Raw genomic sequence first — 26557 nt, 5'->3', positions numbered from 1 at the left:
TCATCGGCCAGGGCAGTTGCTGTCCAAGGTCCGGACAGGGGTTTTCATCGTAAGCCATCAATTAAGGTTAGAAATAGCATCTATTGAACTGAATCTTGGAGAAAAGGACGTGGCTACCACAGTGAAGAGCCTGCCGGGTCTTGTTTTGTTTGTGTGCAGCCTGTTTCCGGTGCTCACCGCTGCCCAGGAGCTGCCGGGGGTCCAGTTAGAAACCGTATCCTCAGAAGATATCGTTCAGGAAGTGACTCTGAATGGAACCGTAAAAGCACTCCGGGTATCCGGCATATCGACGGCGGTAGCCGGCCTGTTGGATGAGGTTCGGGTGGAAACCGGTGATCGTGTCTCTCGGGGTGATGTGCTGGTGGCGCTGGATGATGAAATGGTGACCTGGGAGCTGGCGGCCGCAAGGGCCGAGGCGGAAGAGGCACGTAGTCGCCTGGAGGAAGCCCGGCGGCGGCTGCGCGAGGCCAGGTCGGTGGGTGCAGGGCGTAATATTGCAGCAACGGAGGTCAGTGCCCGGGAGAGTGAAGTTGCAGCCAGCGAAGCGACCCTGGCCCGCCTGGAAGCTGCCCGGCAGCAGGTTGAAGTCATGGCTGGCCGTCACCGTGTTACCGCGCCCTTCGATGGTGTGGTTAGCGAGCGCTTTCGGGATCTCGGTGAATGGGTAACCCCGGGTGACCGGCTGTTGACCCTGGTCGATACCGAAAACCTGCGCCTGGATTTCCAGGTGCCTCAGGCCTTTTTCAAGCGCATCGACGACAACAGCCGGCTGCTGGTTCAGGACGGGCAGGCACTGAACAGAGCTGCTGTAGATGTTCTGGTACCGGTCAACGACCCCCGGTCCCGAACGTTTCTTCTCCGCGCCATCAAGCCCGAATCCGTGAAGCTGCTTCCCGGGATGTCGGTACAGGCGGTCCTTCGGGTCACCACAGGTGAGCAGGGGCTGACGGTTTCCCGAGATGCTATCAACCGTTACCCCGAAGGACGGACCACGGTATGGATCGCTCAGGCGGCGGATGAAGAGACCTGGACTGTTCAGGAGAAGCGGGTGCGTCTCGGCACCGGTTTTGAGGGGCGGGTAGAGGTCACCAGTGGTCTTGAGGCGGATCAGAGGGTGGTGGTTCGTGGCAACGAATCCCTGAGCGAGGGGATCAGCGTTCGCATTGCCGAACGGGAGAGCCGCTGATGTTTGCCGGCATTATCCGTCACGGCACCCTGGTTACTGTTATTGCCCTGATCGTTGCCATTCTCGGGACGGCCGCCGCGCTCCGGATTCCGGTCCAGATGATTCCGGATCTGGAAGTGCGCACGGTCACGGTGGAAACCAGTTGGCCCGGCGCCACGCCCCAGGACATCGAGAAAGACATATTGATTGAGCAGGAACGGTTCCTGCGCAATGTTCCAAACCTTAGCCGTATGACTTCCACCGCGTCCAGCGGTGCGGCGGAGATTGAGCTGGAGTTCCCGTTCGGGGTGGATATCACCGAGACCCTCATCCAGATCAATAATGCCCTGAGCCAGGTGCCGGATTACCCGAGAAACGTCGATGAGCCACGGATAGTCGCGGCGTCTTTCTCATCCAATGCGTTCATGTATTTCCGTGTCGCTACCCTCAAGGGCAATCCCCGCGAGCTGGATATCGAGCTGATGCGCGATTTCATCGAGGATCGCGTCCGGCCCAGGATGGAGAGCGTGCCGGGGGTTTCCGAGGTTACCGTTAGCGGTGGTGCCGACCGGCAGATGCAGATCATCGTGGACGAATCCGCCCTGGCCCAGCGCGGCCTGAGCCTGGTGGATCTGCGCAACGCAATCGTGGCCCGCAACCAGGACATTTCCGGCGGCGAGATCGATTCCGGCAAGCGTCGGTATCTGTTGCGTACGGTCGGGCGCTTTGTCGACGTTGAATCCCTGGAACAGCTGGTAGTGCGCCGGCAGGGTGACAGCGTGGTGCGCCTGGGCGAGGTGGCCCGGGTTCAGCAGGGCCACTCCCGAATCCGGGAGCTGTCCTTTATCAACGGCCAGCGGGTGATTGGCCTGCAGGTGCGCCGTGAAAGCGGCTCCAACGTCATCGATATCAAACGCGCGATGATGGACGAGGTGGCGGCCATAAACCGCGAGGTGCTGGAACCGGCGGGTTTGAGGCTGGGCCTGACCGCAGACGACGCCCGTTACGTAGAGGCCTCTGTGGCCAATGTCTGGACCAACCTTGGGATCGGCGCGGCCTTCGCAACCCTGGTAATGTTCCTGTTTCTGAGATCCGGCCGGGCCACCTTCGCCGGCGTCGTGGGTATTCCTCTGTGCGCGATTGCGGCGTTTATCGGGCTGCTGATCACCGGCCGCACCATCAATGTGATTTCCCTGGCCGGTATCGCCTTTGCCATCGGTATGACAGTAGATAACAGCATCGTGGTGCTGGAGAATATCGAGCGACACCGTCGTTTGAGCCTGGACCGGTTTGAATCGGCCCTCAAGGGCGTGCGGGAAGTCTGGCCGGCGGTGCTGGCGTCCACCACCACAACCATCCTGGTGTTCCTGCCGATCCTGTTCATCGAGGAAGAGGCGGGCCAGCTGTATTCCGACGTGGCGATAGCCATCTCCGCCGCCATCCTCGCCTCCATGCTGGTGGCGATCACCATCATTCCCACCCTCTGCGCCCGGCTGGATTTTGGTCGGCGGGGCGTGACCACCGATGAGTACGGCAACGAAACCTCGGGCCGCTGGAGCCGGGCCGCCATGGGGGCGGTGCGATGGCTGGTGAATGGCACGGTGCGACGGGTTCTGGTGATGGCTGCTACCGTGGGCTTCAGCCTGTGGGTGATTTTTGTTCTGACCCCGCCCGCGGAATACCTGCCTGAGGGCGAGGAGCCCAAGACCTTTGCAGCCATGTCGGCGCCGCCGGGTTACAACCTGCAAGAGATGGAAGCCATTGCCCGCCAGGTGGAAGACTATTTTCTGCCCCACGTGAACGCGGACGGCCAGGCCTACGCTGCTGGCGAAGCCAGCGTGCCGCCCATGGCCTATCTCAACATGCAGGTGACGCCCACCCGGATCCGGATCATCGCCGAAACCCTGAACCCGAGGCACATCGAAGCACTGATGTACGAGATTACCCGGTTTTATGAACAGTTCCCGGGTATGCGCGCCTTCGCCGCCAAAGGCTCCATCATCTCCAGCAACGACGGCGGCACCCGCAGTATCAATCTGGACATCTCAAGCCCGGACCTGGTTTCGGTCTACGGCGCTGCGAACGCAGCCTATCAGCGGGCCGAGAAAATCTTCGACAATCCCCGCATCCAGAGTCAGCCTTCCACGCTGTCCCTGGCGCAACCGCTGATCCAGATCATGCCCGACTGGGATCGCGCGGCGGAGCTGGGTCTGGGTGCAGAGGGCATTGGCTTCACCGTGGCCTCCCTGACCGAGGGCAGCTACGTCGATGATTTCTTCCTGGACGACGAGAAGATCGATATCTACGTCTATGGCAGCGAGGGTCGCAACCCGTCACTGGACAGCCTGCCGGATGTCATGGTCCACACGCCTCAGGGCGCTACCTTGCCCCTGTCCAGCCTGGCCACCATCGAGGAAACCGTCGATACCAGTACGGTCCGCCGGGTGGACGGTCGCCGCACCGTCACCCTGAACGTGATCCCCCCCGATGACGTGCCCCTGGAAGCCGGTGTAGAGAGGGTTCGTACAGAACTACTGCAGTCCATGCGGGACAGCGGCGCGTTGCCCGCCAATGTGAACGTGGATATCTCCGGTGCCAGCGACCAGCTGAACGCCACGCGGGAGGCGCTGACCGGCAATTTCATTATTGCCATCGCCATTGTTTACCTGCTGCTGGTGGCCATCTTCGCGCACTGGGGCTTCCCGTTGCTGATCATGACCGCCATCCCCCTGGGCGTGGCGGGCGGCATCGTGGGCCTGGCGCTGATGAACCTCGTGGGTGGCCTGCTGCCCATAATCGGCCTCCAGCCACTGCGACAACCCTTCGACATGATTACCATGCTGGGCTTTCTGATCCTGATGGGCACCGTGGTTAACAACCCGATCCTCGTGGTGGAGCAGGCCCGGCAGAACCTGCGCCAGAAGGGCGTTACCCTAGTGCAGGCCGTCACCGGCGCCGTCCAGACCCGCCTGCGCCCCATAGCCATGACTACCCTGACCACCATCTGCGGCCTGTCGCCCCTGGTATTCCTGCCCGGCGAAGGCACCGAGCTCTATCGGGGCGTAGGCGCCATCGTACTCTTCGGCCTGCTGGGGGCAGCGATCGTAACCGTGACCTTCCTGCCGTCACTGACCATCTTTGTACTGGGTTGGCGGGAGCGTTGGCAGTCAGGCAGCGATTGATGTTCGTTGGTCGGCTCTAAAATCGAGTTTTCCCGGGTAATTCCCGTCATCTTTTCATTCTGCTCATGCCTCCCGAACAGCAAAAAAAGCCGGAGCATCTACTCCCGAGGGTGGGAAATCGATGATCCGGCGCTAATGCCAACAACAATGATCTGATGGTCCGGCCTGATCCATGGCCGGGACGTTCGTCCTTACTTTTGACTAAGCGATCTTCGTGCCAGGTTTTTAGAGTATTTTAAAACAATGACTTGAGAATTGTTTGGTTTTCCAGATTGGTCGCTGCTCGAAAAACTGCCCTGCAACAGGGCGGGGTGCACGGCTTTGGCGCCTGTTACTCATCACCCCGGGCTTAATCTGCTCAGCATCTGCACCGGTACCCGGTAGCGCACACCTTTGGAGGTCCCGATACCGTCAACGGTGCAAGTCTTGCGGTTGATCCGGATGATCTGTCCCTGAAGCTGCTGTCGTCCGGCACCGAAGCGAACTGTATCGCCTACCTGCCAATGGGTCATTTGCTGACGTGTATCAACCGGCTCAAAGGGGGTGTCTGGCAGTGCAAGACCTTTTTCTCTGGCCTGCCTGAACAAGGCCTCGCGCGTGGTATGCGCAGCCCCGCTCTCGTGCAGCTCATCAAGAATGGTGTAGAAATGACGGTTGTGCACAGAGCCCCGATACCGCTGCCCGGCACTCTGCTGCAACAGATGGGCAAACTCATGGCAGCAGGTATGGGCCAGCAGGTTGAGAGTACTCAGCTCCCCGCCAAAATACCCCCGTTTACGGATTTCCCGGCCCGAGAGCCAGCCGCTCGCCGTCTCCGGTTGGTGCTTGGCGGCAATCATGCGGGCACCGTAGGTGATCAGATGCTGCCGGTCGCGTGAATCGTAACGGTGATAGGTGGCCTGGCCTGAGCCAACCCGGCAATGCAGGACGCTGCCCGGATTGCGTTCCCGGACCCATTGCTCCGCCGGTTGCCAGAGCCAGTCCCGGGTGACGGTGCACATCAGTTTGCCGATTTGCTGAATATCGTTGTTGTCCATGAATCGTAAAGTAAGGGGAGTGCTGCAGTGATGATACCCCTTGCCGGGTGTGAGGTAAAAACAACAACGGGCGGTGGGAACGGCCTTTGACTGGAAGCTCCAGGGTTATCAGGAAAAGATCAGCGAATGGCAGGCAGGCTTCAGCGAAGGCTGAAGCGGACGGGCAGCGCGTAGCGGAATTTCTGCCCTGCAATCTCTTCTGGTACTGATGGCAGGGGCGCCGCCTGCTCCAGCATGGCCAGCGCTGACTCGTCCAGTAGCTGGTGTCCGGAGCTGGTTCTCAGGCTGTGGGCCACCAGGGATCCGTCCCTTTGAAACTCGAACACAATCACTGGTTTGCCCTCCTGGCCAAGGCGCCTCGCCCTGCGGGGATATTCATAATATCGGGCAAGATGCCGACCGAGTTTGGACAGGTAATTATCCACTTCTGATCTGACACCAGCGTTCTGCAGTGGAACGATCGCCTGTGATTGCTCCTCTGTTGCTGTCTCTGCCGGATCGCCGCTCGGTGTTTCCACTTCGGAGACCTCTGGCTCGGGCGTTGGTTCCGTTACCGGCTCGGGTTCCGGTTCGGGCTCAGGCTCGGGTTCCGGTTTTGGCTCAGGTTCAGGTTCCGGTTCCGGTTTTGGCTCTGGTTTTTCCGTAGCGTCGGGTTTCGACGTGGGTTCGCCGGCCAGCTTGATTCGGATGGCCGGCGCTGTGTTGACCGCGGATTCGCCCAGGGTGTTGAGCTCCACCGTCTCTTCGGGAGAGACGATCGCCAGAGCGACGAAGGTCAACACCGTTGCGAGCAGCAGTAGTGCCCACCGGAAGGGCGGCTGTTGCGGCATCATTGGCCAGGCTCCGTCAACAGCAAAATATCCTGATACCCGGCCTTTTCCAGCAAGCGGAATAGTGTCTCCAGATCCGCCATGGTGATGCGCTCGGCAGCGGCGATTTTCAGGGGTTGCTCTTCGCCGGGCTTCGGCAGTCTTGCAACCAGGGATTCCTTGTCGAGCAGGTCGCCGTTTACTTTCCATTCGCCCGCCGCACTGACAATCATGTCCGCATGGGGCGACTGCCGGTCTTCTGCCTGAGGCGTGACGGGTAATTCCGGGAGCGGTTCGTCGGTCAACTGGCCGGCAACGATGAAAAACATGAGAAGCAGAAACACCAGATTAATCAACGGCAGAAGCGACTCTTCCACGCGTTCCATCAAGGTCTTGCCGGAGGTTGACGGAGGGGGAACCAGATCGCTCATGGTGTCGCTGTGCTCGTCCGCTTCCAGTGGGCGTCGATACCTTCCTCAGTCAAACTGCCAAGTACCTTGGTAAAGGCTCCAAGAGAAGCGTCGCCCGTTGTCGCGAGGTTTACTTCGGTGATACCGGCATTACCCAGCTTGCCCATGAGCTGGTCGAGTGACAATGCCCGCCCCTGCCATTGCACGTCGCCATTGGCAGTGACGGTCAGTTCGGGCAGTGGTTCGCCCTTGACCGGGCTGCGGCTGGACGTATTATTCGCCAGTTCAAGGAAGTCTACGGGTAACAGCCGGGTGGTCAGCATAAAGAACACCAGGAGTATGAAGACTACGTCGATCAGCGGCGTGATCCGTATCGGGATCGCGCGACTCGGCCTTGGTTCAACCAGTTGCATGGGCGAAACGCTGACCTCGGGAGTATGTATAACGGTCGGACTCTTCGGCTGTTGCCTCGGCCCTGAACGGGCTTTCGGGCGACTGGTACTCGGCATTCCCCGTTTCCAGCGCCTGCTCCGGCACTGTATGCAGAATCGAAACCAGCGTGCTGTTGATGGTTTTGTGGATACGACGCAAGCGGAACTCGATCCAGGCAGCCAGTGCCGCAAACGGTATGGCAACAACCAGGCCGGCGGCTGTGGTGGTCAGGGCTTCGTAAATACCGCCACTGAGCTGGGTGGCGTTGGCGCGGCCTTCGGTAGCCGCCATGGCGCTGAAGGCCTCCATCATGCCCAGTACGGTCCCCAGCAGGCCAAGTAGCGGCGCGAGGGCTGCAATAACCTCGATGATCTTCAGTGGCGCCTCGAACGGCTCCAACGAATGCTGCGCATCCCGGGCGGCGGTTTCCCGGATTTTGCGGTCATCCTCGCCGTTCTGTATCGCCTCAATCGTATTGGTGACGAGGTGCTGCAACGGGTTTAACCGGCTCCATCGGCCTGTCTGATGTCTGATTTCGGAAGGCCGCACCGAAGCCGGATTGCTCTGCAAGTCCATTACGGTTTTTTTAAGACGGCCCGACAAACGCGGTGCATGGAGGGCACCAAGAAGCATCAGATAAACAAAAGTAACGAGTCCGATGACGGCAAGTGCCATGAGCACAACCATCACAGGGCCACCCATATCAACAAGTTGGGTGAGCGGGCCAGTGTTCAGGGGCAGGGTGAGGTCCGTCATTGGAATAGGCGCTCGTTGTGCGAAAATTGAACTAAATAATAACGATTATCATGAAGTTTGCAAGTGCGTAAGCTGACATTGGGTGCCCCTCTGTTAGACTTTAAACCACTGGTTCCGGCGCAGAAAACGTGAGTTTGGAGGTAAGGTCATTAGGGGTCGTCAAAACCGTCCGGGAGTGTGGATGCTGTGCTGATCAAACAATGGTTTGGCAGTCTGGCGAATCGGGCCGTTGCCCTCGTGGTGGTCGCGATCATCCTCTCGGCCTTGCTGGTAACCGTGGCCGGCTTTCTGCTGAGTCGGTCGGAACTGGAACAGCAGGCCCGCGACCAGGTTGAGACGATTGCCACCCTGATTGCGGAAGAGCTGGACGACAAACTTGCCCTGCGGCTTGAAACCCTCAACCATGTGGCCCAGAACCTGACCATGTCCAGCGATGTGCTAAGCGCACGTGCCCGTATTCTGATCCGGCGGCAAGCCGCCCTCGAGCATCTTTTCGATGCAGTCTATCTGATGGATGAGAACGGCCTGGTGGTCGCCGGGCATCCAGAGGAGTTTTGGCAGTCAGGTCTGGATGTCAGCAGCCGGGAATATTTCCGCCGGGTCTCCTCGACTCTCTCACCGGTGATCAGCGAGCCCTACCAATCCAATTATCAGGAAAAGCCGGCCATCATGGTGGCTGCGCCGATCTTCGACCACCGTCAACGTTTTATTGGTGTGATTGGTGGTGCCATCGCGCTGGATGGAAACACTTTTCTGGATCAGTTCATCAACATCCGAATCGGAACGACCGGCTATCTCGGTGTGGCCACCCGCAGCGGTTTTGTGGTGGTTGACCAGCGGGATCACGAGGCCATGGCACCTGTGCGGGTAGCGAATCCTGTGCTTAGGGATGCCATGGAGGGGTTTGAAGGCACCCTCGAGACCCGTAACAGTAACGGTGAAAAGACCATCATGTCGGTGCAGCAGCTGACCCAGGTGCCCTGGTTTGTCTCTGCTTCCTGGCCCGCCCGGGAAGCCTTGGCGCCGATTACCCGCACCGTGGATGCTTTCTTATGGATTCTGCTGGTGGTGATCCTGTTGATCGCGCCCGTGGCACTGTGGCGTTTCCGGCGATTGATGGCGCCGCTTGGAACACTGGGCAATCAGATCCGCGAACGTCACCTGGGTATGCGCTCCGATCCGGTAGATGTCTCCGGAGGCAAGGAAATCCGACAGGTCGCAGAAATCTTTAACACCGTGACCGATGAGCGTGACGAGGTTCTGGTATCGCTGGCTGAAAGAGAGGCCTTTTTCCGTTCCCTCACCCAGAGCGCGCCTATCGGCATCGTCCAGACTGACGTTCTGGGCCGTATCGAGTTTGCCAACCCGGCCTTCGAGACTATCGTCGGCCAGCCGGCAGAGGAACTCACCTACAGTTACCTGGCCAATCGAGTGCATCACACCGACAGACAGGAGGCGATCGTCGGTTGGAAGAATGCGATCAGGAGCCAGAGTGTTTTCCGGGGCCGGTTAAGGTTGCAATCCCCTGCTCCGGATCAGGTGGTCTGGGGGGATGTGATGACGGCAGCCATCCAGACTCCGGAAAAGTGCCTTGGTACCATCACAGTCGTTCGGGATATCTCCCATGAGCTGGAGGTGGAAGAGGCGCTCAGGACAGAGCAGCAGCGTGCCGAGACGATACTTGGCGTGCTCCAGGAGGGGGTTCTCATGGTAGACGTCGAGGGTGTGATCCGGTTTGCCAACGATGCTGCATGTCGTCTTCTTGGAACGGTGGGTGAATGCGTGCTCAGGAACTTCTTCCAGCTGGTCAGCATTGAAACGGAAGAATGCGAGTTGACGGCGGACCAGTTCCTGACCGGTGAGGACCTGGGCAGCCTTTATGTGACCTTGCGGAACTCGCTCGGTGTGCGATTCCCCATTGATCTGACCATGCTGCACATTCGTCAGGGCCGCGAGGACGAACGCCTGGTGTTTGTGCTGCGGGACGACAGCGACCGGCGCCGACAGGAGGAGCGGCTGTCCTGGGAAGCGACCCACGACAGCCTCACCCAGTTGCTGAACCGGCGCGCGTTCAATGCCTCGCTGGTTCGGAGCCTCGGTGAGGCCGGTCGCCAGGAAGTCCGTTCGGTACTGATGCTGATTGATCTCGACTATTTCAAACCGGTTAACGATGAAGGCGGTCACCTGCTTGGGGACGATCTGCTCAAACGGCTGGCGGATCTGTTCAAGGACGCGGTCCGCCAATCCGACACCGTGGCCAGACTGGGCGGAGATGAGTTCGGCATTATTCTGCCTGCCTGCGGCATGACCAGGGCCGAGGCGCTGGCGGAAAGGATCCGCGCCGATGTGGAAGCGCTTCGCATTGAGCATGACGGCCGCTCATTCGGTGTAACCACCAGCATCGGCCTGACGGAACTGACAGCGAAAGACAGCGGCCCCAGAGAGGTTATGGCCCGGGCGGATGAGGGTAGCTACATCGCCAAATCCCGGGGGCGTAACAGGGTTGTGGTGGTGCCTTCACCACCAGCCGGCTGAGAGGCTGGCCTGCCAGAGCAGGCGAATCGCCAGCGCTGTCAGAACGATATTGAAGATCAAAGTGAACTTGCTGTTGCTCAGGGAACGGAGCACATGCAACCCAAGCCAGGTACCGGCAAAGCCGCAGGCGATCATGGTTAGAATAAAGGGCAGCCACTCGAAGAACATGAAGCCCGCCGCCCCGAACACCAGTGCCTTGGGGGCATGCTGCAGTGTCATGGCAGTGGCAAACGTGGCCACGGTTCTGAACCGGTCGGTATGAATCTGCTTGATGAACGCTGCAACGAGTGGCCCGGTGGCGCCCACGAACAGACTGACGAAGCTGGTCAGCGCCGACGCCAGAAATACCCCCGGGGCACCAAATGCACCCTTGGGTAGCGCCGGCCCCCAGCAGAGATAGAGCACGAACAGGGCGATGGTCAACTGCCAGATGTGGGCGGGAAGATTCACCAGTAGCCAGGCGCCCAGCGCCGCCCCTGCGATCACGCCGGGCAGAAACGCGGCAATCACCCGCCAGTCTATGTGCCGCCACGTCAAAGCCGCCCGGCCAACGTTGGAGCCCAGCTGAATCATGCCGTGCACCGGGATAATGGCCGCCGGTGGCATCCAGCTGGCCATCAGTACCAGTAGCAAAACCCCGCCACCGGCGCCAAGGCTGGCTGTGATCATCGATGTGATGGTTGAGCTGGCAAGCAGGAAAATGGCGACAGGAAGGCTCAGGCTTTCGGGTATCAGTTGGTTGAGTACTTCCATTCACAGAATTCCGTCGATTTCAGTTTGGCTGTGCGACACAGGGCCTCTGTTGCCAGCTGAACGTCGGCTACATAATAGAGCGAGGCGAGCCCCAGACGGTCTCGCCCCAGGTTGTGAAAAATCAGGCCGAAAGCAATATCACCGGCCGTGAAACGTTCATGGTTGGCGGCAAAATACTCGGCTGGCTGCGCCAGTACCGGATCGTCCAGCAGCGCCTGCACCCTTCCGGCGCCGCCATGATACGCCTGAACCAGCAGGAGGGTGAATAATCGGTCCCTTTTGGCCTCCGGCAAATGGCCGAAACGTTGCTGGAAAACCGGTGCCAGATTGCGGGCGTTCTGGTTCATCAGGCGCAGGGCGCAGTCTATCTGTGCCAGTCGGTGCCAGAAATTGTCCGGGGCAATCTCGCAGTCGGACAGGGCGGCTGCCGACAGCTGAAGGATTCCCCTGGCGTTGGCCCGGGAGTGGGCCCTGGCCTGGGCTCCGCTTTCAATGAGGATCTGGCCGGCCAGGTATCGGGGCAAGGCTTGCGGCAGGGTAAGGCGATTCTGGTTGCTGCGGTGATTGAAGACATACATAAGCGCGTCGTGCAGGCTTTCCGGCGCACTACTGGTGGCAAAGATGAGGTCGTCCCAGGCGCCCCAGATCCGGTCCGCAGGCAGGGTGCCAAGATAACGGGCAACGGCTTCATCCACGTTAACATGAGGTTGGTCGCAGGAAAGGGCGAACGGATAGCCGGTCTGGCCCGTATCGCCAGGCACCCAGTCTTCCACCTTGTTACTCTCATACAGTGATTGTCGCGTGGCATTCAGCAGGCGTTGGGTTGCCTCACGGTCATCACCGTCACTGATCCAGGCCAGAAACCGGCCGCGCATGTCATAGAGAACATGTCGATCAACACTGGAGCAATAGCCGGATTCCTTGAGCACCCAGCGCCTTATGGTGAGAATGTTCTCGAAGACCCCCTGACTGACCCAGTAGGGTGAAGTCCGGACAACACGGGTCCACTCGCTGCTCTCGCCGGAGTCAGGTGGGGCCTCCTGCGCGCTCGCAGCGACCGATGCCGTCAGGATGAAAATCACGGCAAGCTGGCGTAAGCTCTTGAGAAATCTGATCATAGACGTTATACCCGTGACCTTCCTCAAAACAGAATAACAAATGGAACCAGCCATGAAGCAATCTGAATACCTTCGTTACGATGCGACCGCACTCGCTGATCTTGTTCGTCGGGGCGAGGTCACTTCAAGGGAAGTATGCGAGGCGGCCGTGGAACGGGCAACCCGAGTCAATGGCACACTTAATGCAATTTGCTATCCCCAGTTCTCCGAAGCGCTAAAACAGCGCTTCCCCGAACAGGCCATTTTTGCCGGCGTTCCTCTGTTGCTCAAGGACCTCGCCCAGGAACAGGCGGGGCATTCGTGTACCTACGGCAGCCGGGGTATGACAAAGAATATTGCGCCCCAGGACTCGGAATTCGTCCGCCGGGCCCGGGAAGGCGGGCTGGTTTTCCTGGGGCGAACTGCCACGCCGGAGTTTGGTCTGAAAGCGGTTACCGAATCTGAACTCTGGGGGGCAACCTGTAACCCCTGGAACACGCAGCTGACTCCCGGGGGCTCCAGTGGTGGCTCCGGCGCGGCGGTCGCCGCCGGTATTGTGCCCATGGCGGGTGCCAACGACGGCGGCGGCTCGATCCGCATTCCGGCAGCCTACAGCGGCCTGTTTGGTCTCAAACCCTCCCGGGGCCGCATTTCCTCCGGCCCCTTCATGGGCGAAGCCTGGACGGGCGCGTCCACCGATCATGTAGTCAGCCGAACGGTCAGGGACAGTGCGGCGATGCTGGATGTGCTCAGCGGCCCGGCACCGGGCGATCCGTTCGAGATTCCTGCCCCCCCGACGCCTTACGCAGAGCTGATGCAGCGGTCTCCGGGCAGCCTCAGAATCGGTGTGTTCACCTCTTCACCATACAATACGGAGGTGGCACCGGAGTGCGTTGCTGCCGTGGAGGAAACCGCACGGGTTCTTGAGACCCTCGGTCACAGGGTTGAGTACGCGGCGCCGGAGTTTGACGGCATGGCCCTGGCCCGTTGCTATCTGGGCCTGTATTTCGGCGAAGTGTCGGCGCTGATGGCCAAGGCGAAAGAGCAGTTCGGCGCCACCGACAGCGATTTTGAACTGGATACCCGGCTGATCGGCATGCTTGGAGAGACCATGCAGCTCTCCGATTATGTCCGCCGGCGCCAGCAGTGGAATGAGTTTGCCAGAGCCCTGGGCGCGTTCTTTGGCAGTTACGATCTCTACCTCAGCCCGACCACCGGACAGTTACCGGCTGCCATCGGCGAACTGGAAACGCCGGCCCATCTCAAATTGGCGGCACGCCTGATGCTGAAGCTCAAGGCCGGGAAACTGGTCCACCGTACCGGCCAGGTAGACCAGATGGCCCTGGAAAGCCTGGCGCGGACGCCGTTTACCCAGCTGGCCAATCTCACCGGAACGCCAGCCATGTCTGTGCCGATGCACTGGACTGCTGACGGTTTGCCGGTGGGTGTGCAGTTCGGCGGGCCCCACGGCACCGAAGCGACTCTGCTGCAGTTGGCCGCTCAGCTCGAAGAGGCGACCCCCTGGTTCAGCAACTACGAAAAGCTTGAGGAAGCGTTCTGATTAAACTGGGGGGTTGTGATCCGGCTGGGGAAACTCCACGTTTATCTTTGTAGCCGGAACAGGCTATGCTGTTAGTCAGGAAGACCCCTTCTTCCTGATAGATCCTGATGGCATCGAGGAGGCGAGCGTATTATGAACCAACCGATGGCAATCGATGAACTGGTATCAGTAGCACAGGCCGAGGCCATGGGGGAGTTAGACGCCCCGATGATGGCCATCGTTCTGTCCAGCGAGCAAAGCTACGACTTGCCCATCAATTCCCTTGAAACCGATGCCGACAAGGCTCGCTGGGGTTTGATCCTCCGCGCAGCCCGCGAGCATGTTGAAGCGGATGCAGTGGCCGTGCTGTACCCGGCGTGGACCACCATCCGTCACAAGAAGCCTGAAGTGGAAGCCGAAGCGGCCCCGGAGACCGTTGAGGAAGAAGCCGACGGTGCAGACGATTCTGATGGCCCTATCGATACCCTGTTCGTGCAGCTGCACACCAGGGATCACGTTTACTGGCGGGGTTTTGAACAGATTCGGGATCCCAAACACCAGCGCATTGTCGGCTTCCGCCGCATCAAGGCGCTGTCCACAGATTACAAACGAGACGAAGCGCCTTCCGTCGCCTCCTGGCTGAGCACCCTGTTCGAGCCGCTACCTGAAGAAGGTGAAGAAACCACGGTAGACCGCGAGCTGGCCGACCTGCTGGAAGAGCCGGAAGTCAGCGCCGCACTTTACCCGCGCCAGATGCGGGCCCTGCACTAGAGGTGTCCGGTGCGCGCTCAGAACAGGGGCGCGCGCTGGACAACCCAGTAGAGGCTGATGGCTCCTATACCGGCCAGTACCACTGGTACAGCCGCTTGCCGGTACACCTGGCTTTTCCCCAGGTAGTACAGTATCGGGAATCCCAGCACCAGCAGAGCCAACTGCCCCAGCTCCACGCCCAGGTTGAAGCCCGCCAGCGCTACCGCCAATCCGGATACACCACTGGTGAGATCACCGAGGACACTGGCAAAGCCGAAGCCGTGCACCAGGCCGAACCCGAAGGCCAGCTTCCATGTTTTGTGTCCGAGCACCGGCCAGACAACGTTCAAGACCGCGAGAGCTATGGAAAGCGCGATAACCGTTTCTACCCACCCTATCGGCAGGGCGACGATATTCAGGGCTGCGAGGGCAAGAGTGATGGAATGGGCCGCCGTAAAGGCGGTGATAATGCCCGCCAAATCAATCAGACGAGCACGTAAGCTGGGTGCCTCGGTGCCAGAGTGGTTGCTTTTGTAGGTCGCAAGAGTTGCCGGAATGATCAGCACCAGCAGGAACAGAATATGGTCGAGCCCGATCAGCAGGTGGATGACGCCCTCGTAAACGAAGGTTGTGAATACACCGAAATAACCTGCGCTGTCCTCGCTTGCCAGATCGAGCGTCCTGGCGTCGGGGCCCAGGACAGCGAGACGTGCCTGACCGCCCTGATCAAGGCTTACCAGGCCCCGATGCAGGGCATCCTGCTCAAACAGAATGTTGTACTCCAGTTCCACAGGTGGCTCACCATCCGGGCACTCGATAGCGTATCGGGCAGCGGCATATGAACCGTCGCTGTGCTCACTGATGCCCCATTCCCTGCCGGAAAGAGTGCAGATACCGCTGGTGTTCGAGAGGCTTAGCGCGGCTTCCACGGTTCGCGTGATCTCTGGTCTTGCCTGTCGAAGCTCCCGGCCCGACACCTGACGATCGCCGTCGGGATCAATACCGGTCAGCAGAGCCAGATCCCGCAATGCAACATCGATACGCAGCTCTGCAGGGCCGCTATCCAGGTACAGAAAGCTGTCGCTGGCTTTGTGGGCCGAGGCCACGCTGCTGGCTATTACCAGCGCCAACGTCACCAGGATAAGCCAGATCCTTTTCGTCACGGTCATTGTTCGAACTCCGGATAGCGGGCATCGCGCTGTCCCTGCTTAATGAGCCAGTCCCTGACGCTCTGGTATTGGACTTTGTCGTTCGCGGCAACGGACGATCTCAGCAGCAGTCGCGTGTCCAGAGGCTCCTTCTGGCTGTTCCAGTTTTCAATGGCCAGTTCCAGTGCCTCTTGTGGCTGGTTTTCGATCTCCAGGAGGAATAGCGCGGTATCCCTGGCATGCAGCAAAGCGCCTCGCCAGCGGGCCTCCTTGAAGCGTTGCCGCAAGCGACCGTTCAGTTCGTCACTGTCCGGGTGTCCCATCCGTGCCATGGCAATGGCCCGAATCACGGCCAGCGTGTCTACCGCATCGAACCCGTTGGTCAGCGCCAGGACGCGTTCGAAATGACCCTGCTCGAGGTGCCAGTCGGCGAGTTGGGCTCGGATATACAGGTCGTTCGGGTTTGCCTCAAGCACCCGTTGCCAATGCACCTGGGCTTCAGGAAGCCCCGCCTGAGCCGCAATGTCTCCAAGCGTGCCTTCGGCCCAGAGTCGACTGGTCGAATCGGGACGCTGGCGTTTGTTTGTTTCGACAAGCGCCAGCGCGAGGCCCTCGTAGGCTTTTTCCGGGTCGGCTGTCCTCGCTTCTACGGAAGCCAGGCAACTTGCCGCCACAAGGCCGGGGTAATCAGATTGAAGTGCTTGGCACTGTTTTCTGGCGACGCCGTATCGACCTTGTACCAGCTCGAGGTTGGCCAGGGTCAGGCGAGCCTGAATGCGCTGTTCCGTGTCCGAAAACGTGGTGAGCACCTGTTCGAGATCCGACCTTGCCGGTTCAAATTGATGCAGACTTTGGCGCAGAGTTGCCCGGAGCACCCGGAGACGATCGGTCAGATTGTCTTCCGACCAGTTGTTGATCAGGGTCTGGGCATACCCGAGATACCTTGGGTCGCCAGTGGTTCTGGCCTGAATGATCAGCCTTTGCAGGCGGTTTCCAGCCTCTTCGGCCGAGTCTGGGTTCGATCGGATGCCCGGTGCGTTCCGAGGCAGTTCCGCGAGCACCTGATCATTGCCGAAATCTGTGATAATTGGGTCGGGCGCCGCCTGCAACTGAAATGGCACCAATGCCGCGATGAGGCAAAAAACCCTGACCCGCAGGGCAGGGAAACGGAAGGCCGGGCCGCTCATGCGGGGGATCCGGCCAGGTGGGGTTTTATTGAAGCAGATCATCGTAGGCCTGCGGATTATTCTGATCGTTAAAACTCAGGTCGACCCCGTTGACGTTTGCCGGTTCGGCAGTGTCGCTGGTCCGGGCGAACTGGGCCTTTACGTATGCCGTAAAATCGACGGTCGGAGCCGGCGCTTCTGAACGGCGGCTTGAACCATCAAAGCAACCAGTCAGGAACAGCGCGATTGCGCCGACTGTCGTAATCCTGGTGAATACAGTCATAACAACCTCCCTATTACTGATTGGGTGAGCCGGCGATGGGGGTCGCCAGGTAAGGGAAGGACTCATAATCCGCCGGCAGGTTGGCAGGGTCTGACGCCAGCTGAACGCCGTCGGTATACTCGAGCGTGCCATCCGGCGCGTCGGCAGGGTCTGCCAGCACACCCATCGCCACCCGGAGCGCAATGTCGACGGTATCGTCGTAGGGCCGGCGGCCATTCGGGAAGCCAGCGTTATCGCCTGCCAGGACACCGAGATCGTTCTGACTGTTAAGAGGTGTCGGTGCAACGGCGGGTGTCAGTCGAAGCATCTCTGAGGCGGTAACGCCAACGGGCATATTGACCCCGGGCACCCCGGTCAGGAAGGCCGTGACAAGGTCATTGCGCGGGAAATTGTTCGGCGCGGTCACGGGGAAAAGCACTTCCAGAAGCTCCGGCAGTGTCGGGTGAGTCACGTAGGTGGCGAACTGGCCATCATCCTTGGGCTGGCTCGCGTTGAAGCGGTCTTTATCCTTGAGACCGATGACCACTTCGTTGACCAACGGCATGCCCAGGCGGGAAACCTGGGTATAGGCGCCACCTTCAACGGTTGCGCCACGACTGTCGCTGCTGGGCGCCGGGTTGATAATGCGTGCCTGGCGAACGCTGGCCGTTGTCCAGGCGCCGATTACCGGCTGGCCTTCGGAATTCATGGCGGTGCCGGTCAGGCACTCGGTGGGCACTTCCAAGGCAAAGGAAGTCACGTTCTTGTCGGCCAGATCCCCCGGTCCTTCACCGCCCCGGGCACCCAGAGGATTGGTGTTTACCAGATCAAAGATTTCACCCAGGTTTACCGCAAACGCCTCCTGACGCTGCCCGACGAAGACACGACCATTGGTACGGCATCCGGGAATAGCGATGTCAAACACATGCTGGTTTGCGTAATTTTCGTAGTCACCGAATGACTTTGCACCGATGTTGTCTAACGGTTTATCGAAAGTTTCGGTGCCTGTGTTTACGTTGGTGGCGGCCTGAACAGCACCCGCACGGCGATCGCCGGAAATGACATCTACCGTGTAGGTTTGTCGCAACTGAACGTTGCCGGCGTCACTTGCGTCGCCAATGTTCTTCAGGGGCACAGACACCATCCGCTGGTCGCCGTCCGTCCCAACCGGCAACTGAATGTCGTTCAGGTTATCTTCCAGCTGAAACCGGAACGTCAGATCCTCAACGGCATCGCCGTCGTTGTCGACGTGAATCTCATAGATGGCATCTTCGTCCAGATCGAAATAATTGGGACCGCCGTAGGCGTCCTGCAGCGGCAGATAATTGGCAATAAGGGTCACGAAATCCGCCCTGCCAGACTCGTAGCTCCGAAACATGTAGAAGTCGGTGCCGTCGACTTTCGGGATTTCGGTGATGAAGGGCGCTTCGCGGTGGCTCGAAGCCTGGATCAGGCTGGTGGCGAGGCAGGTTCCGGCCACGGCGATAGCGAGGCTGGACCGTTTCAGAATTGTTTTCATGTCGCTTTCCTCTCTGTGCTTGGGTGCGTCGGAGGAAGGAACGAGTGAGCCCATTGAAAAGTTGCAGTCGCTGGAAAATTTCTTTTCGGCACAAGCGCAACTTCCGCTTCCGTGCGCCCGTACCTTGGGCATAAATCATAACAACGAGGGTGTTTATGGCTTCTGTCGAGGTAAATCAGGACGAGTTGATGCGGCTGTTGCGGTCGGTGGCGAGGAAGGATCGGCAAGCCTTTCAACAACTTTACAGCCAGGTGGCGGCGAGAATGTTCGGCCTGTGCGTCACACTGGCGAGCCATCGCGAGTTGGCAGAAGAAGCGATACAGGAGAGCTTCATCCAGATCTGGCATCACGCGGGCGAGTACCACCGGGATCGGGGTGCGCCGCTGGCCTGGATGATGACCATCGCCCGCTACCGGACTCTTGATCTGATGAGGGCCCGGAAAGTGCGGCAGACCTCCGGTGATGAGCACCTTGAACAGGTTGAGGACAAGCGTGGCGGACCTCTGGATGATTCGTTGCGCGCCTCCGGCTCGGCCCAGCTGACAGGCTGTCTGGAGGAGCTCAGCGATGTCCAGCGCGATAGCATCCTGCTCGCCTATTACCGGGGCTTCACCCACGATGAATTGTCGGAAACCCTGAACTCGCCGGTAGGCACGGTGAAGAGCTGGATCCGAAGAGGGCTCATGGCCCTGAAGGGGTGTCTTGAACGATGAGAAAATCACCTGAACGCGTAGAGATTCTTGCTGCGGAATATGTTCTGGGGTCCCTCAAAGGCCCTGCCCGTCTCCGCTTTGAAGGCTGGATGATGGAGTCAGGCCGGGTACGTCAGGAAGTCTGGTTCTGGGAACAGCAGCTGGGAGCGTTATCAACGGCCGCACCGCCGGAAACGCCACCACCCCGTGTATGGTCAGACATCCAGAGGCGGTTGTGGCCCGAACAGGCCACGAAGACCGACGCGGCCTCGGCAAAAACCGGTTGGTTCTGGCCAGGCTGGGGCTTGATGGCAACTGCTGCGGCGGTTCTTTTTGCGGTTCTGCTGCTCCAGCAGCCGTCTCCCGGCGTGGAACGGCCCCTGTTGGCGGGGGCAATCATAAAGGCAGATATCGACGATCCGCTCTGGCTGCTGAGTGAAACCGATCGCGGCAACCTGCTGAAGTTGCGCTCAGTCGCCGCAGGCTCTGCAGAGTCGGGTAAGGATTACGAGCTCTGGGTTGTGCCGGAGGATGGCGATCCTATGTCTCTCGGAGTCCTCCCGGCGGGTGACATCCACCAGGTGGCGCTGTCGGATGAAGCCAAAAGCTCTTTGACCCGCAGCCGGACCCTGGCGATCAGTCTCGAGCCCGAAGGTGGCTCACCGACGGGATCACCAACCGGGCCGATATTGCACGTTACCAGGCTCTACGAGCTCTGAGTGGGTGTTAGTGGGTCGAGAGTAAGGTCAGGCAGAGCTGCGCATTCTGGATAAAGTGGCCGAACGCTGATAACTGCTCTTTCGAGGGCATGTAGGCGCCGGCAGCATTGTCCGCATAGAACAGGCCGATCAGCCGACCGTTTGCCGTGATCGGGCCGATCAGTGCCGGCACTTTGCCCAGCCAGCGATCGTAAGGCACGCCTTCGGCGTTTGGTCTGGGTTCGTAGATGCTGCAGTGCGCATGGGGCAAAAGCGAACCCAGCGGCCCGGTGCCGTCCTTGGGGATCACGAAGTGCTGACGCCATTCGTCGGTGCCACGACCGCCGAGTTTTCGGGGCACCAGTTCGTTGCCGGTGCGGTCACTCATTAACAGAGCCACTCGCTGCATACCGATTGCCCGGTGGATACCCTCAATCACCAGCTGACAGACTTCGTTAATATCCGGTTTCTCGGCGAGGCACTGGCTCAGTTCACGCAGGATTTCCAGTTGAAGCTCCGCATCCATGTCCGGAGCTTGTGCACCGGTGTCGCCTAATTTGCCCTTGGCACCCGGCATCATGGCAGTGACCTGGGGGATGCCGAGGGAGACCGCCACCCGGGTGGCCTCCGAGGCGTTCACCTTGAGCTGGTCGCGGACCACTGCAGGGCTCTCACCGATGTCCTTGCCGAGGCGTTCCATTACCTTGTCCATGTCCGGGCCGCTCCAGCCCTGTTCGGATAACCGGGCCATATCCACGGAATTTCGTACCAGGCTTGAGGCCATGGAGTTGGCCTGTCCGGGAGAGACAACATCTCTGATAAAGGGCCCCAGGGACCAGGCATCAACAAGGCCCCGGGTGATTTCGGTAAAGGTTGAGTGCAGCACGGCCTTCTGGGCTTCAACCGGTGGCTCCTCCAGCCGAAGGCGCTCTTCCAGTTCCGAAGCCTGATCCGTTTCGCAGGACCAGAAGGCCAGCTCGCCGATGTTCATCAGCAGCGCCCCGATAAACACCTCTTCAAGCGCGGTCTCATTCCGTTTCGGCATCAGGCACCGGGCCTGGACAGCGGCGTGAATCGCCCGGGCGAGGCAGCGCAACAGGTGGGGACGGTCGTTGCGTTTCAACAGGGTATCGACGATCAGTGAGGAAATCGCCATGGATTTCACCGCGTCGAAACCGATCAGGGTGATCGCGCGGCTTACCGTGCTGACCTGAGTCCGGGTCTGGTTGTAGAACACGGTATTGGACAGCCGAAGCACCTGGGAGGTGAGCTGGGCATCGTTGAGGATTACGTTGGCCAGTTCGTTGACCGTGCTGTTCCGGCTGTCGGTGAGCTCATTGATACGCTTGAGAGTGTTGGCAAGAACCGGCAGCTCGACCTTGCTGAGATAAGTGACCCATGCCTGGGTGGAGTTCATCCGTGAGGGCGTTGGCTGTTTTTCAATGGTCACGTTTTGGCATCTCTGGGTGGCGCGGCTCTCGAAACTGAGGGAAATTAAGGTTCTTCTGGCATCCAAGTTTAGTTCAGGGCTGTGGATGATGTCAGGTAACCGTTTGTGTAGGGATATCTACCCACACTGAGAATCATTCCGGAATTCGGGTTTGCCAACCGAATGGGCTATAATCGCCGGTTTTTAACGCTGCACCCACAAGGCGCTGACCGTGATTGTATTTGACCAGGTACAGAAGTCGTATCAGGTAGGCGGCCGGGCGATCCCCGCGCTGCATCCCACCGATATGACCATTGAAACCGGCGAGGTATTCGGCATCGTTGGCCATTCCGGCGCCGGTAAATCGACGCTGGTGCGTCTGATCAACCTGCTGGAACCACCCACCGGCGGCCGCATCCTGATCGACGACGAGAACATCACCGACTACAACGCCGCCGAGCTTCGCGCCTTTCGCCGCAAAGTAGGAATGATCTTCCAGCACTTCAACCTGCTGTCGTCGAAAACCGTGGCGGACAACATTGCCTTCCCCATGAAACTGGCAGGCATCTACTCGAAGGCCGATATCCGGGGCCGGGTGGACGAGCTGCTTGCCCGGGTCAGCCTTACCGAACACGCCAACAAATACCCATCGCAGCTCTCCGGCGGCCAGAAACAGCGAGTGGGTATTGCCCGTGCCCTGGCGTGCCGGCCCACGATCCTGCTCTGCGACGAAGCCACCAGCGCCCTCGACCCGCAAACTACCCAGTCGGTGTTGAAGCTGCTGGCCGACATCAACCGCGAACTGGGCCTGACCATCGTACTGATCACCCACGAAATGGACGTGGTGCGCCGGGTCTGCGACCGGGTGGCTGTCATGGACGCCGGTGAAGTGGTGGAAATGGGGCCGGTCAGCGAGGTGTTCCTGCACCCGAAGCACCCGACTACACGGGACTTTGTCTTCGAGAGCGAAAGCATTGACCGGAATGAGCTGCAGGAAGATCTCAGCAAGGCCGACGGCCGGATCCTGCGCCTGACCTTCAAGGGCGAATCCACCTACAAGCCGCTGCTGGGCAGTGTCGCCCGGGAATCCGGCGTGGATTTCAGCATCCTCTCCGGCCGTATCGACCACATCAAGGACACACCCTACGGCCAGCTGACCCTGTCACTGGTGGGCGGTGATCTCAAGGTGGCCATGCAGGCGCTCAAGGCCGCCGACGTTCACGTGGAGGTGCTGCGCTGATGGAAGACCTGTTAAGCAATGTAGACTGGACCGAAATTGGCTGGGCCAGCTGGGATACTCTGGTGATGGTGGGTATGTCCCTGCTGTTCAGCGTCCTGATCGGCCTGCCCATCGGTGTGCTGCTGTTCCTGTTCGGCAAGCGTCAGCTTCTGGAGCAGCCGGTGGCCTATGCCGTGTTGTCCTTTGTGGTGAACGTGCTCCGTTCCGTGCCGTTCATTATCCTGTTGATCGTAATGATCCCCTTCACCGTAATGCTGATCGGCACATCGCTGGGCGTAGCCGGTGCCATCCCGCCGCTGGTGGCTGGCGGTGCGCCGTTCTTCGCGAGACTGGTGGAGACCTCTTTGCGGGAGGTGGACAGAGGCATCATCGAAGCCACCCAGGCCATGGGTGCCAGCGTTAAACAGATCATCTTCGGTGCTCTGTTACCGGAAGCGCTCCCGGGCATCATTGCGGGTATCACCGTTACTGCAATAACGTTGGTGTCCTACGCCGCCATGTCCGGCGTTATCGGTGGTGGTGGCTTGGGCGACCTGGCCATCCGCTTCGGCTATCAACGATTCCAGACGGACGTAATGGTCATTACCGTCGCCTTACTGGTTATTTTTGTCCAAGTCCTACAGATGGTCGGCGACCGTCTCGTGCTGTATTTCAGTAGAAAGTAGAAAAGCTGGATATAGGCTGGCGGTCGGTCTGAAGCTCCTTCCGAAAACGTGGAGCGCCAGGGATGGCGCGACCGAGCCCTACATGGACGTATTCACGGGCGTTTTTCGCAAAGAGCTTCAGACCGACCGCCGGCCGTACTCCCAACCCGAATTCATTCGTTAAAGATGCTCAACAGGAGAATCGATCTATGAATCTGAAGAAAACACTCGCAGCACTGGCTGCCGCAGCTTCGTTTTCAGGCGCCGTTTCTGCCGAAGAACTCTCCGTGGCTGCGACACCGGTTCCCCATGCCGAGATCCTGGAATTCGTGAAGCCGAAGCTGGCGGAGCAGGATGTGGAACTGGACGTGAAAGTATTCACTGACTACATTCAGCCGAACATCCAGGTCGACCAGGAGCGGATGGACGCCAACTTCTTCCAGCACCAGCCGTACCTGGACGAGTTCAACGAAGGCCGTGGTACCAACCTGGTAACCGTGACCGGCGTTCACGTTGAGCCGTTTGGCGCCTACTCCAGCAAGATTGACTCGCTGGACGAGCTGGAAGAAGGTGCGGTGGTTGCCATTCCGAACGACCCCACCAACGGTGGCCGTGCGCTGCTGCTGCTGCAGAAGGCCGGTGTGATCACCCTGAAGGACGAGAGCAAGATCACAGCGACACCCCGTGATGTTGCCGATAACCCGAAAGACCTGGACTTCAAGGAACTGGAGGCTGCCACCCTGCCCCGCATCCTGAACCAGGTAGACCTGGCGCTGATCAACACCAACTATGCGCTGGAAGCCGGTTTGAACCCTTCTGAGGATGCGCTGGTAATTGAAGGCTCCGAGTCACCCTACGTGAACATCCTGGTGGCCCGTCCGGATAACAAGGACAGCGAAGCCATGCAGAAACTGGCCGAGGCGCTGAAATCTGACGCCGTTCGCGACTTCATCATGGAAAAGTACGAGGGTGCCGTGGTTCCGGCATTCTGATCGTTGAAGTATCGGGGTCAGATGAAAGCGTTCATCTGACCCCACTTTCATAAAAAAGGCCGGACAGCTGCTTGAGCTGTCCGGCTTTTTTATTTGGCTTGGAAGCGGGTGATCAGTCACCGCTCCAGTTGGATTTCGGGTCTGGTGTCATCCGCAGGTAGGATTTCACCGCCTTGTACCCTTTCGGGAAGCGCTGTTTGATTTCTTCCTCGTCCTGCAGGGACGGAACGATGACCACATCGCCGCCACGTTCCCAGTTACCCGGGGTCGCGACCTTGTGTTCGTCAGTCAGCTGCAGCGAATCGATCACCCGCAGCACTTCGTTGAAGTTGCGACCCGTGCTGGCCGGGTAGGTAATCATCAAGCGAACCTTCTTGTTCGGATCAATCACGAACAGCGAACGCACGGTGAGGCTGCTGTCGGCATTGGGGTGAATCATGTCGTACAGCTGCGACACCTTGCGATCATGGTCCGCAATGATCGGGAAGTTCACCGAGCAGCCTTGGGTTTCGTTGATGTCCTTGATCCACTCGTGATGGGAGTCGACCGGATCGACACTCAGTGCGATGGCCTTGACGCTGCGCTTGGCGAACTCGTCCTTCAGCTTGGCGGTCAAGCCCAGCTCGGTGGTGCAGACCGGGGTGAAATCCGCCGGGTGCGAGAAAAGCACACCCCAGCTGTCGCCCAGCCAGTCGTAAAACGAAATCTTCCCTTCACTGGAGTCCTGTTCAAAATCGGGGGCGGTATCTCCGAGACGTAAAGTCATGTGTACTCTCCTTTGATCATGTTAGTGACAATTTCGTTTGTTATTCCGGCCCGAAAACTGCCGGGTTGTGTTCTGAGTGTATACGACAAACCTTGGTGCCAGGTGAGGCAATTACAAGGGGGCTCAGACCCCTAGCGCCTTCTCCTTCTCAAAGTGCTCCCGGGTGAGTTTGAACACAACCGGGCTGAGCATCAGCAGGGCAATTAGGTTCGGCAGTGCCATCATGGCGTTCAGAGTGTCTGCCACCAGCCAGACGAAGCCCAGGTTCAGGGTGGCGCCCACGGGGATGGCAAGAATCCACGCAATCCGATAAGGCACGATCGCCTTTACGCCGAACAGGAACTCGATGCAGCGCTCACCGTAGAACGACCAGCCCAGAATGGTTGTGAACGCAAAAACTGCGAGGGCAATGGCTACAAGATAGTTGCCAACGCCGGGCAGCGCCTCCTGGAATGCCATGGAGGTCAGTGCCGCACCGGATTCCCCGGAGGTCCAGGTTCCCGAGGTGATAATCACCAGGCCGGTGATGGTGCAGATAATGATGGTGTCAATGAAGGTGCCGAGCATGGCCACCATGCCCTGATTGATCGGGTTCCGGGTTTGCGCTGCGGCATGGGCAATGGGCGCGGAGCCCAGGCCAGCTTCATTGGAAAAGATGCCCCGGGCCACCCCGAAGCGGATCGCTGCCCAGACTGCGGCACCGGCAAAGCCACCCTCGGCGGCAATGGGGCTGAAGGCATGCTTGATCACCAGGGAAAAGGCGGCTGGAATGTCAGCGGCGTTTATCGCCAGCACCACAAGCCCGGCGATCAGGTAGGAAACCGCCATCAAGGGCACGAGGGCGCTGGCGACGTGCCCGATCCTGCGGATACCGCCGATCAGGACCATGCCCACCAGAACCATGAGAACCAGGCCGGTCAGCCAGTGTGGCAATCCGAAGTTGGTCTCCATGACATCGGCGACCGAATTGGCCTGCACGGTATTACCGATGCCGAAACCGGCAATGGCGGCAAAGACGGCAAACAGGACGGCTAGCCAGGCCCATTTTCGGCCCAGTCCATTACGGATGTAGTACATGGGGCCACCGACATGGTCGCCACGTTCGTCCACTTCCCGGTAACGCACGGCAAGCACCGCCTCGGAATACTTGGTAGCCATGCCCACCAGGGCCGTTAGCCACATCCAGAACAGCGCGCCGGGGCCGCCAAGGAAGACCGCAGTGGCAACGCCGGCGATATTGCCGGTACCAACGGTGGCGGAAAGTGACGTCATCAGTGCCTGGAATGGCGGGATTTCGCCCTCGGATTCGGCATCAGCGGCTGTGCGGCCTTTCCACATGAGCCGGAAACCCGCGCCGAGCTTCAGCACCGGCATCAGTTTGAGTCCGAGGCTGAGGAACAGGCCCACCCCCAGTATCAGGATCAGCATGGGCGGGCCCCAGACCAGTCCGTTTATCTGCCCTACAAATTCAGAAATAGCTTCCATGGGATCTCCCTCTGTATGCCATGGATTGGTTTGGATTTTGACCCAGTTTG

General features: G+C 59.5%; 24 protein-coding genes. 10 read left to right on the top strand and 14 right to left on the bottom strand.

Translation table 11 applies throughout. From position 1 onward, the window contains the following. Positions 1 to 109 precede the first annotated feature (109 nt). Both CFT65_RS01785 and CFT65_RS01780 read left to right on the top strand, forming a co-directional pair. Positions 110 to 1186 (top strand): efflux RND transporter periplasmic adaptor subunit, encoded by a 1077-nt coding sequence (locus CFT65_RS01785; RefSeq protein WP_228705762.1) that lies wholly within the window; start codon positions 110 to 112, stop codon positions 1184 to 1186. Then, positions 1186 to 4347: an efflux RND transporter permease subunit gene (locus CFT65_RS01780; protein ID WP_088826338.1), complete on the top strand. Its 3162-nt coding sequence runs from the start codon at positions 1186 to 1188 to the stop codon at positions 4345 to 4347. Before CFT65_RS01785 ends, CFT65_RS01780 begins: the two co-directional genes overlap by 1 nt. A gap of 338 nt (positions 4348 to 4685) precedes the next feature. Here CFT65_RS01780 and CFT65_RS01775 read toward each other — a convergent pair whose 3' ends face one another. From CFT65_RS01775 to CFT65_RS01755, 5 genes are all read right to left on the bottom strand, one after another. Continuing rightward, positions 4686 to 5384, bottom strand: coding sequence for a hypothetical protein (locus CFT65_RS01775; RefSeq protein ID WP_088826337.1), 699 nt, complete (start codon positions 5382 to 5384; stop codon positions 4686 to 4688). Between the two features lie 140 nt (positions 5385 to 5524). Continuing rightward, positions 5525 to 6217 (bottom strand): energy transducer TonB, encoded by a 693-nt coding sequence (locus CFT65_RS01770; protein WP_088826336.1) that lies wholly within the window; start codon positions 6215 to 6217, stop codon positions 5525 to 5527. Next, positions 6214 to 6624, bottom strand: coding sequence for an ExbD/TolR family protein (locus CFT65_RS01765; RefSeq protein ID WP_088826335.1), 411 nt, complete (start codon positions 6622 to 6624; stop codon positions 6214 to 6216). Before CFT65_RS01765 ends, CFT65_RS01770 begins: the two co-directional genes overlap by 4 nt. Beyond that, positions 6621 to 7016 (bottom strand): ExbD/TolR family protein, encoded by a 396-nt coding sequence (locus CFT65_RS01760; protein WP_088826334.1) that lies wholly within the window; start codon positions 7014 to 7016, stop codon positions 6621 to 6623. The genes CFT65_RS01765 and CFT65_RS01760 overlap by 4 nt, the downstream gene beginning before the upstream one ends. Beyond that, on the bottom strand, positions 7003 to 7791 hold the full coding sequence (locus tag CFT65_RS01755; RefSeq protein ID WP_088826333.1) for a MotA/TolQ/ExbB proton channel family protein: 789 nt from the start codon (positions 7789 to 7791) through the stop codon (positions 7003 to 7005). The genes CFT65_RS01760 and CFT65_RS01755 overlap by 14 nt, the downstream gene beginning before the upstream one ends. A 186-nt stretch (positions 7792 to 7977) precedes the next feature. Between CFT65_RS01755 and CFT65_RS01750 the strand changes: the two genes are divergently transcribed. Further along, positions 7978 to 10326 carry a diguanylate cyclase domain-containing protein gene (locus CFT65_RS01750; protein ID WP_228705761.1) on the top strand — a complete coding sequence of 783 codons (2349 nt, stop codon included), beginning with the start codon at positions 7978 to 7980 and terminating at the stop codon, positions 10324 to 10326. Here the strand turns inward: CFT65_RS01750 and CFT65_RS01745 are convergent. Further along, complete coding sequence (locus CFT65_RS01745) at positions 10309 to 11079, bottom strand: sulfite exporter TauE/SafE family protein (RefSeq protein WP_088826331.1); 771 nt, start codon at positions 11077 to 11079, stop codon at positions 10309 to 10311. The genes CFT65_RS01750 and CFT65_RS01745 overlap by 18 nt on opposite strands. Beyond that, positions 11058 to 12197, bottom strand: a complete 1140-nt coding sequence (locus CFT65_RS01740) for a hypothetical protein (protein WP_088826330.1) — start codon at positions 12195 to 12197, stop codon at positions 11058 to 11060. Before CFT65_RS01740 ends, CFT65_RS01745 begins: the two co-directional genes overlap by 22 nt. Positions 12198 to 12249: 52 nt before the next feature. Here CFT65_RS01740 and CFT65_RS01735 point away from each other — a divergent pair, with 52 nt between their 5' ends. Together CFT65_RS01735 and CFT65_RS01730 are read left to right on the top strand one after the other, a co-directional pair. After that, positions 12250 to 13737, top strand: a complete 1488-nt coding sequence (locus CFT65_RS01735) for an amidase (RefSeq protein WP_228705760.1) — start codon at positions 12250 to 12252, stop codon at positions 13735 to 13737. A gap of 132 nt (positions 13738 to 13869) precedes the next feature. Beyond that, complete coding sequence (locus CFT65_RS01730; protein WP_088826328.1) at positions 13870 to 14487, top strand: hypothetical protein; 618 nt, start codon at positions 13870 to 13872, stop codon at positions 14485 to 14487. Positions 14488 to 14504: 17 nt separating this feature from the next. Here the strand turns inward: CFT65_RS01730 and CFT65_RS01725 are convergent, their stop codons facing one another. From CFT65_RS01725 to CFT65_RS01710, 4 genes are read right to left on the bottom strand one after another with little or no spacing between them, the layout of a single operon-like run. Further along, a complete protein-coding gene (locus tag CFT65_RS01725) occupies positions 14505 to 15635 on the bottom strand; it encodes a HupE/UreJ family protein (RefSeq protein WP_172408407.1) in 1131 nt (376 codons plus the stop codon). Then, positions 15632 to 16801: a hypothetical protein gene (locus tag CFT65_RS01720; protein WP_088826327.1), complete on the bottom strand. Its 1170-nt coding sequence runs from the start codon at positions 16799 to 16801 to the stop codon at positions 15632 to 15634. Before CFT65_RS01720 ends, CFT65_RS01725 begins: the two co-directional genes overlap by 4 nt. Positions 16802 to 16826: 25 nt before the next feature. Beyond that, complete coding sequence (locus CFT65_RS01715) at positions 16827 to 17063, bottom strand: hypothetical protein (RefSeq protein WP_228705759.1); 237 nt, start codon at positions 17061 to 17063, stop codon at positions 16827 to 16829. Positions 17064 to 17076: 13 nt separating this feature from the next. After that, positions 17077 to 18561 carry a DUF4331 domain-containing protein gene (locus CFT65_RS01710; RefSeq protein ID WP_088826326.1) on the bottom strand — a complete coding sequence of 495 codons (1485 nt, stop codon included), beginning with the start codon at positions 18559 to 18561 and terminating at the stop codon, positions 17077 to 17079. A gap of 155 nt (positions 18562 to 18716) precedes the next feature. Between CFT65_RS01710 and CFT65_RS01705 the strand changes: the two genes are divergently transcribed. Beyond that, positions 18717 to 19274 carry a sigma-70 family RNA polymerase sigma factor gene (locus CFT65_RS01705; RefSeq protein WP_172408406.1) on the top strand — a complete coding sequence of 186 codons (558 nt, stop codon included), beginning with the start codon at positions 18717 to 18719 and terminating at the stop codon, positions 19272 to 19274. Next, positions 19271 to 19972, top strand: a complete 702-nt coding sequence (locus tag CFT65_RS01700) for an anti-sigma factor (protein WP_088826324.1) — start codon at positions 19271 to 19273, stop codon at positions 19970 to 19972. Before CFT65_RS01705 ends, CFT65_RS01700 begins: the two co-directional genes overlap by 4 nt. 7 nt (positions 19973 to 19979) lie before the next feature. On the opposite strand, the gene CFT65_RS01695 is transcribed toward CFT65_RS01700, so the two are convergent. Then, positions 19980 to 21401: an HDOD domain-containing protein gene (locus CFT65_RS01695; protein WP_088826323.1), complete on the bottom strand. Its 1422-nt coding sequence runs from the start codon at positions 21399 to 21401 to the stop codon at positions 19980 to 19982. 211 nt (positions 21402 to 21612) lie between these two features. On the opposite strand from CFT65_RS01695, the gene CFT65_RS01690 reads away from it, so the two are divergent. The 3 genes from CFT65_RS01690 (at position 21613) to CFT65_RS01680 (ending at position 24256) form a co-directional block, all read left to right on the top strand. Further along, positions 21613 to 22620: a methionine ABC transporter ATP-binding protein gene (locus CFT65_RS01690; protein WP_088826322.1), complete on the top strand. Its 1008-nt coding sequence runs from the start codon at positions 21613 to 21615 to the stop codon at positions 22618 to 22620. Continuing rightward, a complete protein-coding gene (locus CFT65_RS01685; RefSeq protein WP_008176989.1) occupies positions 22620 to 23285 on the top strand; it encodes a methionine ABC transporter permease in 666 nt (221 codons plus the stop codon). The genes CFT65_RS01690 and CFT65_RS01685 overlap by 1 nt, the downstream gene beginning before the upstream one ends. A gap of 188 nt (positions 23286 to 23473) precedes the next feature. Next, complete coding sequence (locus tag CFT65_RS01680) at positions 23474 to 24256, top strand: MetQ/NlpA family ABC transporter substrate-binding protein (RefSeq protein WP_088826321.1); 783 nt, start codon at positions 23474 to 23476, stop codon at positions 24254 to 24256. Between the two features lie 112 nt (positions 24257 to 24368). Here CFT65_RS01680 and CFT65_RS01675 read toward each other — a convergent pair whose 3' ends face one another. Then, positions 24369 to 25022, bottom strand: coding sequence for a peroxiredoxin (locus tag CFT65_RS01675; protein ID WP_088826320.1), 654 nt, complete (start codon positions 25020 to 25022; stop codon positions 24369 to 24371). 123 nt (positions 25023 to 25145) lie between these two features. After that, positions 25146 to 26507 carry an alanine/glycine:cation symporter family protein gene (locus CFT65_RS01670; RefSeq protein WP_088826319.1) on the bottom strand — a complete coding sequence of 454 codons (1362 nt, stop codon included), beginning with the start codon at positions 26505 to 26507 and terminating at the stop codon, positions 25146 to 25148. Positions 26508 to 26557: the final 50 nt, after the last annotated feature.

Source organism: Marinobacter sp. es.048, assembly GCF_900188435.1.
Lineage (GTDB): Bacteria > Pseudomonadota > Gammaproteobacteria > Pseudomonadales > Oleiphilaceae > Marinobacter.
The sequence above is the reverse complement of the archived record's forward strand: the minus strand, read 5'-3'. Positions and strand labels throughout refer to the sequence as shown.